Genomic DNA, 13,848 nt, shown 5'->3' with positions numbered 1-13,848 from the left:
GGGGGCCCGGCTCAGGGTGGGGAGGACGGATCGTCCGGCTGCCTTGGCCGAAGGTGCCCGCGGTAATGGACCATCAGCGCCCCGGTGACAGGGGCGTATAGCCGGACATCGAAGTGGAAATAGCCATCGATGGCGTATTCCCGCGCCTCTGACACGGGCAAAAGCCAGCGCGGCAGGGGCAGGGGGCCAAGGCGTCCTGCGACGACCGGGTAGTGCAAGGCCTGGTCCCGGACCGTCAGCCCAAGCCGGAACGTGAAGGGGCCGAAGCGTTCGGTCATGCCTTGCGCTGTCGCGCGCAACTGCGAGCGGAAGGACCTGCGTCCGAAGCTGCGGGTCCAGGTCTCGCCCTTGGCGGTGGCGGTCTTGGTGACGTCAACCGGGATGTCGGGAGTGGCGGGCGGAAAGCCGAAGAGGGTGGCGATAAGGCGGCTCCACGCCGCTGTGCCTCGGGTGACCGAAGCGCGGCCCGTCCAGCGGGTGGTGCCCGCGGTCTGGTGGGTGGCGCGGACCGCTTCCGGCAGGGTGGCGAAGGCCGGGCCGAGGACGCGGGGGAAGATCGGGTCCAGGGGCGTGGTCCGGCGGTCGCAGCGGATGGAGAGGTCTGACATCGCGGCCTCGATTTCGCCGAGGGTCACGATTTCCAGCGCCGGGGCGGCTTTGACCGGCAGGATTTGGCGCCGCAGGAGGGCGCGGATGGCAATGGCGGGAACGAAGGGGCCGTCGCCGTCGGTGGCGAGAAGGGTCCAGGTGTGGCGATGGGTGGCGGTGGTGACGGCGACGGACATGCCGCCGGTGCCGGTGCCGAAGGGGGCAAGGAGGTTGGCTGCCAGCCGGAAGGCGCGGACGAGGGGAGTGGTGACGGGGAAGGGGACCCGGCGGCGCAGGGCGGCAAAGGCGGCTAGGCCGTAGCGCATGAGGCCAAGCTCCAGCCCGGCGCGGAAGTCGACGGTCCTGGCACCGAAATGGGCGGGAAACAGGCGGGTATCCGGAACCTCGATGCGCCAGCCCTGGCGGGACAGGCCGCCGGGGAGCGGATAGTCCTGCGGGTCGGACCAGCCTGGAGCGGTGGTCCACGAACCGCCCTGGTAGACGGGGAAGGGCGGGCCGGCCTGGGCCATGATCGAGGCCATGACGGCAAGGCCGCGGGGGCTTTGGTTGCCGGGAAGGATCGCGCCGTCGATGTGGATCGGCTGGTCCGATCCGCAAAGGGCGCGGACGGCGGCGCTGGAGATGGCCGGGACGGAGGAAAGCCCCGAGATCGCGGCGCGATCGGCCTGCCGGGCCAGACCGTCCAGCGCGGTGATCCCGGTGCAGAACGCGGCGTTGTCGGCAAGGTCGAGGTAATGCGCCCCGGACAGGAGGGCTGCCTTGGCCAGGCGGTAGGGGTCCGCGCCGTAGGTGTGAAACGGGCCGGCGGCATCGATGATGACATCGTGACCCACAAGACCCGCGAGGTCGCCGTTGCGGTCGATCTGCAGGGCGGTGGCCTTCAGCTCGGCCGCAAGTGACTGCGCAGCGGCAAGCGACCGGGCGGCAATGGTGAGCTGGTGGCCGTCGCGGGCAAGAAGGCGGGCGAGGCGCGAGCCGAAGACTCCGGTTCCGCCAAGGATCAGGACCTTCATCGCAGGATGCGGCGTTGCAAGGCGGGGTCCGGCAGCGCGCAAAGGTCGGCCCGACCGAAGAGGCGGTAGCGGTTTCGGGCAAGGCGGCGGTAGAGCCAGTCGCGCAAGGGGCGGGGGATCAGCCGCAAGGCCTGGGTCAGGTGGCCGAACCCGCCGAAGCGGCGACCGGCATGGAGCACGGCTTCGAAGTCCTGGTGCGCGACGCCTTGATCCAGGAAAAGCCAGCTGGCGGGGTCCTGCGGATCAAGATCGTAGTGGCGGAGCAGTGCCGAACCGAGAGGCGACTGGACCGGGCAGATCCGCGTGGTCCCGGCGCGGTCCAGCCGGTGGATCATCCGCGCGCCCCAGCTGCAGATCGCACACTCCGCGTCCATCACCGCGACGGGCGCGCCGTCGTCGAACGGCGGAACAGCGGGGTCGCGGCGATAGGAATAGGCGTCTCGCATGGGCAGAAGGTTAGGCGCGGACACCGCCACGGGCAATGTGGCCTCGTGTCGCGCGAGGGTGAAATTCCGACGAAGTTTCAGCAGCTTCAAGCGTTCAGGATCAGGCCGAGCCCGTGGCGTGACAACCGCTCGATCCCGTCGGATTTCACCAGGACGGAATGGCCCAGGGTCATCGCTTCGCCGGCCTCACTGTCCATCAGGATCATGTGCAAAAAGAAGACCTGGCCTTCCTGCATGATCAGCGGATTGCCCTGATAGAACATCGGAAAGTCGACCCAGATCGGGTTATAGACCGCGCCCATGCCATAGCCGCAGGCCCTGAGCCGCGCGTGTGACAGCCCGCGGGCGTCGAAGACGCGGGCATGGGCGTCGTAGACGTCCCCCATCGGGCGGCCGGGCCGGATCGCCGCTTCGCAAGCCTCCAGAGCCTCTACCGCGGCGGCGTGCATCCGGCGGTGGTGGTCCGAAGCCCGGCCCACGAGGACGGTCCGCATCATCGCGGCATGGTAGCGCGCATAGGCGCCGGACCATTCCAGGGTAAGCTGGTCGTTGGCAGACAGATGGCGGCGGCCGGAGTAGTAGCGGCAGAGAAGCGCCCCCGGGCCGGAGCCAAGGATGAACTCGTTCCCGGCATAGTCGCCGCCGCCCTTGAAGACCGCCCCCTGCATGGCCGCCAGGATGTCGCCCTCGAAGGCCCCCGGTCTGGCAAGCTGGATGGCCTGGTCGAGGGCGTCGTCCGACAGGGAGGCGGCGCGGCGATGCATCTCGATCTCGGCCGGCGACTTGACGCGCCGGAGGCCGCGAATGAGGTCTGACGCGTCGATGAGGCCGGGAATGGCGAGGTGAAGCGCGCGGCCGGTGCGGTCCGTCAGGCCGACCGTATCGGATTCGTAGCCGACGGGGCCGGTGACGCCGAGGTCGGTCAGCAGCTGTGCCAGGTCCCGGGCGGGGGTGGCACCCTCGACGTCCTGCCAGATGTGGATTTCGTCAGCGGTCAGCGTCGAGGTGAACTGTGCCTGGCGCAAGTCGGGCGTGCGGGTCAGAAGGTGCAGATCCCCGCGTGCGGTCAGGACCATGCACTGGAACATTGCAAAGCCGAACGTATCGTAGCCCGAGATCCAGAAGTGGCTTTCGGGCGCGAACATCAGAAGCGCATCAAGGCCCAGGGACTGCAGGGCAGTGCGGGCTTTCGCCTGGCGGGCGGCATATTCTGCCGGGGTGAAGTGCAGTGGCATCCGGTCAGGAAAGCCGCTCCTCCGTTGCAGGTCAAGTGTTGCATCTTCCCGTGCGCCGGGCCACGAATTGCCCGGATGGAGGCACGCATGGCTTGGGAATTCTGGATCGACCGCGGCGGTACCTTCACGGATGTGGTCGGACGGGCGCCGGATGGGCGGCTGACGACGGTGAAGCTCTTGTCCGACAACCCCGAGCGTTATCCGGATGCAGCCGTGCAGGGCATTCGGGATTGCCTTGGTCTGCAGGCAGGAGAGCCCATTCCGGACCAAGCCATCGCGGCCGTGAAGATGGGAACGACCGTCGCCACCAACGCCTTGCTGGAGCGGAAGGGAGAGCGGGTTGCCCTGCTGATCACCGAAGGTTTCGGCGACCTTCTGCGGATCGGAACCCAGGCGCGGCCGGCGCTTTTCGATTTGAACATCCGGCGGCCGGACCTGCTATATGAACAGGTGTTCGAAATTCCCGGGCGGTTGGACGCCGAGGGCGCCGAAGTGCGGCCCTTGGACGAGGCGGCGATTGCTGCCGCTTTGGCCAAGGCGCGGACGGACGGGATTGGCGCGGTGGCCGTTGCGTTGATGCATGGGCATGTGAACCCGGCTCATGAGTTGCGGGTCGGGGACATGGCGCGGGCTGCGGGCTTTCGCCAGATTTCCCTGTCGCATCAGGTCTCCAGATTGGCAAAGCTGGTGCCGCGCGGCGATACGACGGTGGTGGATGCCTATCTCTCTCCGATCCTGCGGCGCTATGTGGCGCAGGTGGAGGGGGCCCTGGATATCGGCCGCGCGACGGGGCGACTGCTGTTCATGCAGTCCAACGGCGGTTTGACCGAGGCGGGGCGCTTCCAGGGCAAGGACGCGATCCTGTCCGGCCCTGCGGGGGGCATCGTCGGCATGGTCCGAACCGGCGAGGCGGCGGGCTTCGACCGGTTGATCGGCTTCGACATGGGCGGGACCTCGACCGATGTCAGTCATTATGCGGGCGTATATGAACGATCGTTCGAGACCGAGGTGGCTGGCATCCGGATGCGGGCGCCGATGATGGATATCCACACCGTGGCGGCGGGAGGTGGGTCGATCTGTTCCTTCCGCGATGGCCGCTTCCAGGTCGGCCCGGAAAGCGCGGGGGCGAACCCCGGACCTGCAAGCTATCGCCGGGGCGGGCCGCTGACGATCACGGACTGCAACGTGATGCTGGGGCGGCTTTCGCCGGACCATTTCCCGGCGGTGTTCGGGCCGGAGGGAAACTTGCCACTGGACGCGGATGTGGTGCGGGAGAAGTTCGCCGACCTGGCACGTCAGGTGGCGGTCGTGACGGGGCGGCTGGACCCTCCTGCGGTGATCGCCGAGGGCTTCCTGCGGATCGCCATCGACAACATGGCGAATGCAATCAAGAAGATAAGTGTTCAGCGCGGGCACGATGTGATGTCCTATGCGCTGCAGTGTTTCGGTGGCGCAGGCGGGCAGCACGCTTGCGGGGTTGCGGACGCGCTGGGGATGAAAGCCGTTTTCATCCATCCCTTCGCAGGGGTGCTTTCCGCCTTTGGCATGGGGCTTGCACAGCTGCGAGAGCTGCGGGAGGCGCAGTTCGACGCGCCGCTGTCGGCCGTGGACGAGGCGAGCGGACGGATCGAAACGCTTGCCTCCGAGACGGTGAATGCCTTGGTCGTGCAGGGCATAACGGCACCGCAGGTGACCCGCACGGCGCATCTGCGGTACGAGGGTCAGCACCAGTCCCTGCCAGTGCCGTTCGGGACCGTCGCCGAAATGGAACAGGCGTTCGTATTGGCGCATCAGGCGCGCTTCGGGTTTACCTCGCCGGAACGGGCGGTGTTGTTCGAGATGCTGGCCGTCGAAGCCGAGGGCGGTGGCGCGGAGTTGCCATACCTGGCGCCTGGCCGGGATGCGGGCGGGCCGGAGGAAATGGTGACGGTCTGGGTGGCCGGGCAGTGGCAGGACGTCCCGCTTTACCGGCGCGAAGCTTGCGGAATGGCCACACGGATTGCGGGGCCGGCCGTGATCTCGGAGGCGACGGCGACGACGGTGGTCGAACCGGGCTGGGAGGCCACGGTCGACGGACAGGGGAACCTGATCCTGCGGCGCGTCGAGGCGATGGTACGGCCTGCGGCTGCGGGGACGAAGGCCGATCCGGTGCTGCTGGAGGTGTTCAACAACCTGTTCATGTCCGTCGCGGACCAGATGGGCGCAACGCTCGCAAACACGGCATGGTCGGTCAACATCAAGGAAAGGCTGGACTTTTCCTGTGCCATATTCGATGCGCAGGGCGATCTGGTGGCAAATGCGCCGCATGTCCCGGTGCATCTGGGATCGATGTCCCATGCGGTGAAGACCGTGATCGCGGCGGTGGGCGGGGCGGCGCAGGAGGGCGATGCCTGGATGCTGAATGCGCCCTGGAACGGGGGAACGCATCTGCCGGATGTGACGGTGATCACCCCGGTCTTCGTGGCCGGGCAGGCGGCATTCTGGCTGGGCTCGCGGGGGCATCACGCGGATATCGGCGGACGGACACCCGGTTCGGCGCCACCGGACAGCACGACGATCGAGGAGGAAGGCGTGGTCATCGACCTCTTTCCGCTGGTGGTCCGGGAAACGCTGCGCGAGGCGGAGACGCGGGCTCTGCTGGCTTCGGGGCGATGGCCATGCCGGTCGATCGATCAGAACATGGCGGACCTGAAAGCGCAGATCGCAGCGAACGAGACCGGGCGGAGAGAGTTGCTGCGCGTGGTGGCCATGCATGGGGCAGATGTGGTTTCGGCCTACATGGGGCATGTCCAGCGCAATGCCGAGGAATGCGTGCGGGCGGTCATCGATCATTTGCATGATGGATCGTTCACATATCCGATGGATATCGGAACGAAGATTCAGGTAACTGTGTCGGTCGATCATGGGACGCGGTCGGCGGTGATCGATTTCACCGGCTCCAGCCCGCAGCACAGGGGCAACTACAACGCGCCGCAGGCCGTGACGCGGGCTGTCGTGCTTTATGTCTTCCGCACACTGGTCGGCAAGGCGATCCCGCTGAACGAGGGTTGCCTGCGACCGTTGACCATCATCGTGCCCGAGGGAACGCTGCTAAATCCGGTTGCCCCCGCCGCGGTGATCGCCGGAAACACCGAGGTCAGCCAGTCTGCCTGCAATGCGCTTTACGGTGCCTTGGGGGTCGTTGCGGCGGCACAGGGCACGATGAACAACTTCATCTGGGGCAATGACCGCTTCCAGAATTACGAGACCATCGCGGGCGGCACGGGGGCGGGATCGGGGTTCGACGGCTGTGACGCGGTGCAAAGCCATATGACCAACACGCGGATGACCGACCCGGAGGTGCTGGAAAAGCGGTTCCCGGTCCGGCTGGAGGAGTTCGGGATCCGTCGGGGTTCCGGGGGCGAAGGACAGTGGCGCGGCGGCGATGGCGCGGTGAGGAAGTTGCGGTTTCTGGCACCGGTCACGGTGACGACGCTGTGCGGCAGCCGGACGATTGGTCCGTTCGGCGGCGACGGCGGCCAGCCTGGGGCCGTGGGCGAGAACATTGTGCACTGGCCAGACGGCCGGATCGAACACCTGGGCGGCAATGCCGAGCGTGACTTGCCCGAATCCGCGATCTTCGAGATGCGGACGCCGGGTGGCGGAGGTTGGGGCCGGGCCTAGTCGGTGTAGCCCGGGTCTTGGTCGTCGAGGATCGCGCGAAGCTCGCGCAGGTGGGCTTCGGCGAAACCGGGGTAGGCCTCCCATTCCCGGGCGGTCTTTTCGGCCACGGCCTCGGGCAGGAACCGCAGCGGGCGACCGGTTTGCAGCGCGCGGATATAGGTCTCGGCTGCGCGTTCGAAGTAGTAGAGGCGGTTGAATGTCTCGGCCACGGTGCGACCGATGACAAGGACGCCGTGATTGCCCATGATCATCGTGGTGATCTTCGGATCGGCCAAAAGGGCTGCACAGCGCGCGCCCTCATCCCCAAAGGCCATGCCGCCATAATGTTCGTCCACGACCTGCCGGTTGTGGAACATTGCGGTGTTCTGGTCGATTGCTGGCAGCTGGGAGTCGGCGAGGCTGGCAAGAACGGTGGCATGAACGGAATGCACATGCATGACGCAGGCTGCGTGCGGACAGGCCCGGTGAATGCTGCCATGCAGGCCCCAGGCGGTGGGGTCCGGCGCGTCGGGACGGGACATGGTGGAGGGATCGTTTGCGTCGATCTCGATCAGCGAGGATGCGGTGATCCGGCTGAAATGGCGGCCGTTCGGATTGATGAGGAAACGGGTGCCCTCGGGGTTCACCGCAAGCGAGAAGTGGTTCGCCACAGCCTCGTGCAGCCCAAGACGCGCGGTCCAGCGAAAGGCGGCCGCAAGGTCCTGGCGGAGGTCGAGAAAAGCCAGGTTCGTGTGATGATTCATACAGAGACCTTCCCGCGAATCAGGCATCACCCATCGAAGGGCTGCAATTCCGCCCAGAATAGGTTAACAACTTCCCAATGGGTATGTCGGCGACAAAAGGAAGTGAGTCTTGCAACCTTAGTGCGGGCTGCTGGTCAAAAGCCAGCAACCTTGGCTTGAATGTGGCGCAGATCGGTAGTTTTACCTGCAAGTTTCCTTTATTCCGGCGAATGCTCTCCGCATTGTTCAGCGAGATTGGCAGAAGGTAGTGGAGGAGTGCGCGTGCAGACTTTCATTCAGACCAACCGCCAGCCGGTTCAGACGCACACCCTGGGTGTGCGTGTCATGCTTCTGAGCGATCAGGCGGAGGGCTCCACGGCGCGGCGTCTTGCCGACTTCGGCAGCGTGGTGGACGTGGCCGACGACCTGGACGAGGCGCTTGCCGTGATCCTGGAAGACCCGTTCGGCTATGATCTGTTCGTGATGGATTGCGACGGGTTCGGCGGGGTCGCCGGGGCCGAGCAGGCGATTGCGGCATTGATCGCCGGTGCCGCCAAGATGCGTGTGATGCTGGTCAGCAGCGAATTCGAGGTTCCGGCCTATCCCCTGGGACGCCGCACGGCGGTCTGCCTGCCCGACGATGTGTCGGACGCAAGCTTTCGCATCGGCTTTGACCATGTCCTGCGCGACCGGGCCGCACTGACGATGAACTGAACGGAAAGTAGGGGGCGGCGAACCGCCCCCGAATGCCTTATGCCAGCGCCAGGTTGGTCGCGCTTTCGCGGCCGTCACGACCAGCTTCGATGTCGAAGGTCACGGCCTGGCCGTCCTTCAGACCGCGGAGGCCGGCACGCTCAAGCGCGGTGATGTGGACGAACACGTCCTTCTTGCCACCCTCGGGGGCGATGAAACCAAAACCCTTGGTCTCGTTGAACCATTTCACGGTGCCTTTGGCCATCGTGAAGTCTCCTCTTGTCGTCCCGCCCGCGGGATGCGGCGGCTTGGCCCCGTCAGCTTGTGGTCGATTGCTGTGGCCGATGGTCGGAGACAGTGGTCGAGAAGTTAACGTCGCACGGTGAAGATAGGCAGGTTGCCTTGCGATTCCAAGCGGAAATCATGGAAAATGTGCGGTGTCGGCAGACTGCAGACAAACCTTTTCAACGGCTTGGAAAGCCGAGCCGATGGATGCCGCAGCGTGCCCGTTTTTGCGCCATTTGCAGAAAGCACTTCACGCTTCGGACGTTTCCAAATAGTCCGGCTTCTGGCATCCGGATGGGGACGCAAGGACCAGATGATGATCTTCACGGTGGCAATCGACGGGCCGGCGGCGGCGGGAAAAGGCACGATCTCGCGCGCGGTCGCCGATCGTTTCGGCTTTCCGCACCTTGATACCGGGCTTTTGTACCGCGCTGTTGCGGTGAAGGGCGGTGATCCGGTCGAGGCAGCGCAGCACCTGACGCCCGAGGATCTGTGCCGCGACGATCTGCGCAGCCTGGAAGCGGGACAGGCGGCCAGCCGGGTGGCGGCGGTGCCGGAGGTGCGGGCTGCCCTGGTTGCGTTCCAGCGCCGGTTTGCCCGCAGCGAGGGCGGGGCCGTCCTGGACGGGCGTGACATCGGCACGGTGATCTGCCCCGAGGCCGAGGTGAAGCTTTATGTCACCGCCAGCCCCGAAGTTCGCGCGCATCGCCGCTGGCTGGAACTGGGCGGCGACGCGGCGCGCGTTCTGGCCGAGGTGCGGGAACGTGACGCCCGCGACATGGGGCGGGCGGATGCTCCGCTCAGGCCAGCGGCGGATGCGGTGCTGATCGACACCTCCGATCTGGGGATCGACGAGGCGGTTGCGGCCGCGGTCGCCATTGTTGCCGCGCGACTATCCGGAACTTGAGCGGCTTTTGCGGGTTTCCCTTGAAAGGAGCCTGCCAAATGCCAATCCGATCCCTCTCCGACTTTTGGGACTTTCTGCGCGATCTCAAGGACGAGATCGACCGCGACCGCGTGCTGGCCGTCGCGGCTGGCGTGACCTTCTATGCGATTCTGGCCGTCGTACCCGCGATCACGGCGCTGATCTCGGTGTTTGGTCTGGTGCTGTCGCCGGCCGAGGTCCCGGGTCTTCTGGCCCCCATCACCAGCATGATGCCGGAAGAGGCCGCGACCCTGATCACCGCGCAGGCCGAGCGGATCTCGGGCACGGCGAATGACACGTTGTCGCTGACGGTGCTGATCTCGCTGCTGATCGCGCTGTGGTCCGCCAACGGCGGGACCAAGGCGCTGATCGAGGCTTTGGGTATCGCCTACGACGTCAAGGAAACGCGGGGCTTTGTCCGGCTGAACCTGGTCTCGCTGGCGTTCACGCTGGCGGGGATCGGCATTGTGATCGTTCTGGGTGTGCTGGTGGCGGCGCTTCCCTTCCTTGTCGACCAGCTGGGACCGGTGGGCGAGGATCTGATCCTCGCGCTGCGGTGGCCCGTCATCCTGGCGCTGCTTCTGGCGGTGCTGGCGGCAATCTACTACTGGGGACCGGACTGGCCCGAACCCGTGTGGGCCTGGATCACTCCGGGCGCGGTGGTCGCCGCCGTCGGGCTGATCGCGGCTTCGGCGGGGCTGGGGTGGTATGTCAGCAACTTCGGCAGCTACGACGAGACCTATGGCTCGCTTGCTGCGGTGGTGGTGCTGATGCTGTGGATCTGGCTTTCGACCGTGATGGTGCTGATCGGCGCGGAAATCAACGCCGAACTGGACCGGCGCAGCGTCCGGCGGGGCGGTTCGGTGCCGGCGGTATAGGGCTGCAACCCGGTTTTCCTTGCCTCGTGCGGGCGTTGGGATTATAGGCCCCACATCCTGAAAGGACTCGCTGCCCGCCGGTTTTCCGGACGGCTGCGTTTTTTCGTTCGGGGCAAGACCGGCGGAGCCAACCGCATGGCCTGTGAAAACACGTGAAAAGGAAACTGATCTATATGTGCGCTAAAGCAACCATGGAAGACTTCGAAGCCCTGTTGAAGGAAAGCTTCGAGATCGACACCCCCGAAGAGGGCACTGTCGTCAAAGGCCGGGTCATCGCGATCGAAGCGGGCCAGGCCATCATCGATGTCGGCTACAAGATGGAAGGCCGCATCGACCTCAAAGAATTCGCGAACCCCGGTGAGCAGCCCAACATCAACGTTGGCGACACCGTCGAAGTCTATCTGGACCGCGTCGAGAACGCTCGTGGCGAAGCCCAGATCAGCCGTGAAAAGGCCCGCCGCGAGGAAGCCTGGGACCGTCTGGAAAAAGCCTACGCCTCGGAACTCCGCGTCGAAGGCGCGATCTTCGGTCGCGTCAAGGGTGGCTTTACGGTCGACCTTGGTGGCGCTGTGGCGTTCCTTCCCGGCAGCCAGGTTGACGTCCGCCCGGTGCGTGACGCTGGCCCGCTGATGGGCATGAAGCAACCGTTCCAGATCCTGAAGATGGACCGTCGTCGCGGCAACATCGTTGTCTCGCGCCGTGCGATCCTGGAAGAAAGCCGCGCCGAACAGCGCGCCGAAGTCATCGGCAACCTGACCGAAGGTCAAGTCGTCGACGGCGTGGTCAAGAACATCACCGAATACGGTGCGTTCGTGGACCTGGGCGGTGTGGACGGCCTCTTGCACGTCACCGACATGGCCTGGCGCCGCGTCAACCACCCGTCGGAAATCCTTGCCATTGGTGAGACTGTCAAAGTGCAGGTCATCAAGATCAACAAGGAAACCCACCGTATCAGCCTGGGCATGAAGCAGCTCCAGTCCGATCCGTGGGATGCCGTCGAGAAGATGTACGCCATCGGCACGGTCCACAAAGGCCGCGTCACCAACATCACCGATTACGGCGCCTTCGTGGAGCTGGAAGCTGGTGTCGAAGGTCTGGTTCACGTCTCGGAAATGTCCTGGACGAAGAAGAACGTGCACCCCGGCAAGATCGTCTCCACCTCGCAAGAAGTGGACGTCATGGTGCTGGAAATCGACAGCGCCAAGCGTCGCGTTTCGCTGGGCCTGAAGCAGACGCAGCGCAACCCGTGGGAAGTCTTTGCGGAAACGCATCCCGTGGGCTCGTCGATCGAAGGCGAAGTCAAGAACATCACCGAGTTCGGTCTGTTCGTCGGCCTCGACAACGACATCGACGGCATGGTCCACCTTTCGGACCTGTCCTGGGACCAGCGCGGCGAAGAAGCGATCCAGAACTACCGCAAGGGCGACACGGTCCAGGCCGCCGTCACCGAAGTCGACGTCGAGAAAGAGCGTATCTCGCTCTCGATCAAGGCTCTGGGCGACGACACCTTCACCGATGCCGTTGATGGCGTGAAGCGGGGGGCGATCATCACCGTCACCGTGACCGCGATCGAAGAGGGCGGGGTCGAGGTCGAGTACAACAGCCAGAAGTCCTTCATCCGCCGTTCGGACCTGTCGCGCGACCGTGCCGACCAGCGTCCCGAGCGCTTCCAGGTGGGCGACCACATCGACGTTCGTGTAACCAACATCGATCCGAAGACCCGCAAGCTGGGCCTGTCGATCAAGGCACGCGAGATCGCGGAAGAGAAGGAAGCGGTCGAACAGTATGGCTCGTCCGATTCGGGCGCGTCGCTGGGCGACATCCTTGGCGCGGCCCTGAAGGACCGCAGCTAGGGCTTTCCCGGCTTCAGCCTCTGATTGAACTGGAAGGCCCCGCCACAAGCGGGGCCTTTTCATGTGCGCCAAGTCCCCGTTTTTGTTTGCTTGAATTCAAATCCCTCAGCTATAGTCTCGCGAATACAACAGCGTGGCGGTCGCCTGCCAGCGACTGAACCACAGGGGGGACTGCGCATGATCCGTTCGGAACTGATCCAGAAGATCGCGGATGAGAACCCGCATTTGACCCAGCGTCATGTCGAGCGGATCGTGAACACTGTCTTCGAGGAAATCATCGAGGCGCTTGCCAAGGGCGACCGGGTGGAGCTTCGCGGGTTTGGCGCCTTCTCGGTGAAGGCGCGGGATGCGCGTGTCGGACGCAATCCCCGCACCGGCGAGGCGGTGAAGGTCGATGACAAGAAGGTTCCGTTCTTCAAGACCGGCAAGCTTCTCCGCGACCGGTTGAACGGCAAGTAACCCCGCATCGTCTTGCGCCCGGCCCGGAACGGGCCGATATTGGTTTGGAAGCCCGGGGGCACCGAACCAGATGATCCGCTACCTCAGATTGATCCTTTTGGCCCTGCTGGGTCTGTTCCTGCTGACCGTAGCCCTTGCCAATCGGGCCGTTGTTCCGGTGCGCCTGCTGCCCGAGGACCTGGCCGCCCTGACCGGCCTTACCTGGGCGATGGAACTGCCGCTGTTTCTTATCATCTTCGCGGGGATCATCGCGGGCGTGCTGATCGGCTTTGTCTGGGAATGGTTCCGCGAGCATGGCCACCGCGCCACCGCCAGCCAGAAATCGCGCGAAGTCGTGCGGCTGGAGCGGGAGCTGGCCGTCCTGAAGGATGCGACCTCGGTCCCGCCGAAGGATGATGTTCTGGCGCTTTTGGAAAAGCGCTGAGATGGACGTCAGGGTCAAGATCTGCGGGCTGCGCACCGCGGCCGATGTCGCGGCTGTGGCCGCAGCGGGTGCGGCTTATGCCGGGTTCAACTTCTTTCCGAAGTCTCCTCGCTATGTGACACCCGCCGAGGCACGGATGCTGGCGTTGGATGCTCCCGAAGGCCTGTGCAAGGTCGCGCTGGTGGTTGATGCCGACAACGCGCTTCTGGACGCCATCACGGCCGAGGTGCCGCTGGACATGCTTCAACTGCACGGCCACGAGACGCCCGCCCGCGTGGCGGAAGTAAAGGCGCGTTATGGCTTGCCGGTGATGAAGGTGATTGGCGTGGCGTCCGAGGCAGACCTGGAGAGCCTGCTGGATTATCAGCTGGTGTCCGACCAGATCCTGGTCGACGCCAAGGCGCCCACGGGCGCGGTGCTGCCGGGCGGCAACGGGCTGACCTTCGACTGGCGGCTTCTGGTCGGACGCAAGTGGCTGAAGCCCTGGATGCTGGCGGGTGGCCTGACCCCGGACAATGTGGCGCAGGCGGTGCGGCTGACCGGCGCGCGGCAGGTCGATGTCGCGAGCGGTGTTGAAAGTGCCCCGGGCCTGAAGGATGCGGCGAAGATTGCCGCCTTCGTCGCGGCGGCAGGCTGACCCATT

14 protein-coding genes are annotated in these 13,848 nt (G+C 65.3%); 8 read left to right on the top strand and 6 right to left on the bottom strand.

The window, feature by feature from the left end; genetic code table 11:
• Positions 1-11: 11 nt before the first annotated feature.
• From Q0C42_RS00450 to Q0C42_RS00440, 3 genes are all read right to left on the bottom strand, one after another.
• Positions 12-1,622 carry an SDR family oxidoreductase gene (locus tag Q0C42_RS00450; RefSeq protein ID WP_295070422.1) on the bottom strand — a complete coding sequence of 537 codons (1,611 nt, stop codon included), beginning with the start codon at positions 1,620-1,622 and terminating at the stop codon, positions 12-14.
• Positions 1,619-2,068: a thiol-disulfide oxidoreductase DCC family protein gene (locus tag Q0C42_RS00445; RefSeq protein WP_295070419.1), complete on the bottom strand. Its 450-nt coding sequence runs from the start codon at positions 2,066-2,068 to the stop codon at positions 1,619-1,621. The genes Q0C42_RS00450 and Q0C42_RS00445 overlap by 4 nt, the downstream gene beginning before the upstream one ends.
• Before the next feature lie 86 nt (positions 2,069-2,154).
• The gene (locus Q0C42_RS00440; protein WP_295070416.1) at positions 2,155-3,303 is read right to left on the bottom strand and encodes a Xaa-Pro peptidase family protein; all 1,149 of its coding nucleotides are present in this window, start codon (positions 3,301-3,303) and stop codon (positions 2,155-2,157) included.
• Positions 3,304-3,390: 87 nt separating this feature from the next.
• On the opposite strand from Q0C42_RS00440, the gene Q0C42_RS00435 reads away from it, so the two are divergent.
• Positions 3,391-6,966: a hydantoinase B/oxoprolinase family protein gene (locus Q0C42_RS00435; protein WP_295070413.1), complete on the top strand. Its 3,576-nt coding sequence runs from the start codon at positions 3,391-3,393 to the stop codon at positions 6,964-6,966.
• On the opposite strand, the gene Q0C42_RS00430 is transcribed toward Q0C42_RS00435, so the two are convergent.
• On the bottom strand, positions 6,963-7,709 hold the full coding sequence (locus Q0C42_RS00430) for a class II aldolase and adducin N-terminal domain-containing protein (RefSeq protein ID WP_295070410.1): 747 nt from the start codon (positions 7,707-7,709) through the stop codon (positions 6,963-6,965). The two genes, Q0C42_RS00435 and Q0C42_RS00430, sit on opposite strands and share 4 nt — an antisense overlap.
• Before the next feature lie 261 nt (positions 7,710-7,970).
• Here Q0C42_RS00430 and Q0C42_RS00425 point away from each other — a divergent pair, with 261 nt between their 5' ends.
• The gene (locus Q0C42_RS00425) at positions 7,971-8,402 is read left to right on the top strand and encodes a hypothetical protein (protein WP_295070408.1); all 432 of its coding nucleotides are present in this window, start codon (positions 7,971-7,973) and stop codon (positions 8,400-8,402) included.
• 37 nt (positions 8,403-8,439) lie between these two features.
• Here Q0C42_RS00425 and Q0C42_RS00420 read toward each other — a convergent pair whose 3' ends face one another.
• Positions 8,440-8,646, bottom strand: coding sequence for a cold-shock protein (locus Q0C42_RS00420; protein WP_295070405.1), 207 nt, complete (start codon positions 8,644-8,646; stop codon positions 8,440-8,442).
• 104 nt (positions 8,647-8,750) lie between these two features.
• Positions 8,751-8,993 (bottom strand): hypothetical protein, encoded by a 243-nt coding sequence (locus Q0C42_RS00415; protein WP_295070402.1) that lies wholly within the window; start codon positions 8,991-8,993, stop codon positions 8,751-8,753.
• On the opposite strand from Q0C42_RS00415, the gene Q0C42_RS00410 reads away from it, so the two are divergent.
• From Q0C42_RS00410 to Q0C42_RS00385, 6 genes are all read left to right on the top strand, one after another.
• Positions 8,983-9,573 carry a d(CMP) kinase gene (locus tag Q0C42_RS00410; protein ID WP_295070399.1) on the top strand — a complete coding sequence of 197 codons (591 nt, stop codon included), beginning with the start codon at positions 8,983-8,985 and terminating at the stop codon, positions 9,571-9,573. The two genes, Q0C42_RS00415 and Q0C42_RS00410, sit on opposite strands and share 11 nt — an antisense overlap.
• A 38-nt stretch (positions 9,574-9,611) precedes the next feature.
• Positions 9,612-10,469: a YihY/virulence factor BrkB family protein gene (locus Q0C42_RS00405; RefSeq protein WP_295070395.1), complete on the top strand. Its 858-nt coding sequence runs from the start codon at positions 9,612-9,614 to the stop codon at positions 10,467-10,469.
• Between the two features lie 173 nt (positions 10,470-10,642).
• Complete coding sequence (gene rpsA / locus Q0C42_RS00400; RefSeq protein ID WP_295070393.1) at positions 10,643-12,322, top strand: 30S ribosomal protein S1; 1,680 nt, start codon at positions 10,643-10,645, stop codon at positions 12,320-12,322.
• A 177-nt stretch (positions 12,323-12,499) separates the two neighbouring features.
• Complete coding sequence (gene ihfB / locus Q0C42_RS00395) at positions 12,500-12,781, top strand: integration host factor subunit beta (protein WP_294983597.1); 282 nt, start codon at positions 12,500-12,502, stop codon at positions 12,779-12,781.
• A gap of 70 nt (positions 12,782-12,851) precedes the next feature.
• On the top strand, positions 12,852-13,205 hold the full coding sequence (locus Q0C42_RS00390) for a LapA family protein (protein WP_295070390.1): 354 nt from the start codon (positions 12,852-12,854) through the stop codon (positions 13,203-13,205).
• Between the two features lies 1 nt (position 13,206).
• Positions 13,207-13,842, top strand: a complete 636-nt coding sequence (locus tag Q0C42_RS00385; RefSeq protein WP_295070387.1) for a phosphoribosylanthranilate isomerase — start codon at positions 13,207-13,209, stop codon at positions 13,840-13,842.
• Positions 13,843-13,848: the final 6 nt, after the last annotated feature.

The sequence above is a fragment of the Tabrizicola sp. genome, assembly GCF_022842145.1.
Taxonomy (GTDB): domain Bacteria; phylum Pseudomonadota; class Alphaproteobacteria; order Rhodobacterales; family Rhodobacteraceae; genus Tabrizicola.
The sequence above is the reverse complement of the archived record's forward strand: the minus strand, read 5'-3'. Positions and strand labels throughout refer to the sequence as shown.

What these genes read in the sequence shown, in the direction of transcription:
- Q0C42_RS00385 (WP_295070387.1), top strand. Translation starts at nt 13,207, where the DNA reads ATGGACGTCAGGGTCAAGATCTGCGGGCTGCGCACCGCGGCCGATGTC.
- Q0C42_RS00390 (WP_295070390.1), top strand. Translation starts at nt 12,852, where the DNA reads ATGATCCGCTACCTCAGATTGATCCTTTTGGCCCTGCTGGGTCTGTTC.
- Q0C42_RS00410 (WP_295070399.1), top strand. Translation starts at nt 8,983, where the DNA reads ATGATCTTCACGGTGGCAATCGACGGGCCGGCGGCGGCGGGAAAAGGC.
- Q0C42_RS00405 (WP_295070395.1), top strand. Translation starts at nt 9,612, where the DNA reads ATGCCAATCCGATCCCTCTCCGACTTTTGGGACTTTCTGCGCGATCTC.
- Q0C42_RS00440 (WP_295070416.1), bottom strand. Translation starts at nt 3,303, where the DNA reads ATGCCACTGCACTTCACCCCGGCAGAATATGCCGCCCGCCAGGCGAAA.
- rpsA (WP_295070393.1), top strand. Translation starts at nt 10,643, where the DNA reads ATGTGCGCTAAAGCAACCATGGAAGACTTCGAAGCCCTGTTGAAGGAA.
- Q0C42_RS00445 (WP_295070419.1), bottom strand. Translation starts at nt 2,068, where the DNA reads ATGCGAGACGCCTATTCCTATCGCCGCGACCCCGCTGTTCCGCCGTTC.
- Q0C42_RS00420 (WP_295070405.1), bottom strand. Translation starts at nt 8,646, where the DNA reads ATGGCCAAAGGCACCGTGAAATGGTTCAACGAGACCAAGGGTTTTGGT.
- ihfB (WP_294983597.1), top strand. Translation starts at nt 12,500, where the DNA reads ATGATCCGTTCGGAACTGATCCAGAAGATCGCGGATGAGAACCCGCAT.
- Q0C42_RS00435 (WP_295070413.1), top strand. Translation starts at nt 3,391, where the DNA reads ATGGCTTGGGAATTCTGGATCGACCGCGGCGGTACCTTCACGGATGTG.
- Q0C42_RS00430 (WP_295070410.1), bottom strand. Translation starts at nt 7,709, where the DNA reads ATGAATCATCACACGAACCTGGCTTTTCTCGACCTCCGCCAGGACCTT.
- Q0C42_RS00450 (WP_295070422.1), bottom strand. Translation starts at nt 1,622, where the DNA reads ATGAAGGTCCTGATCCTTGGCGGAACCGGAGTCTTCGGCTCGCGCCTC.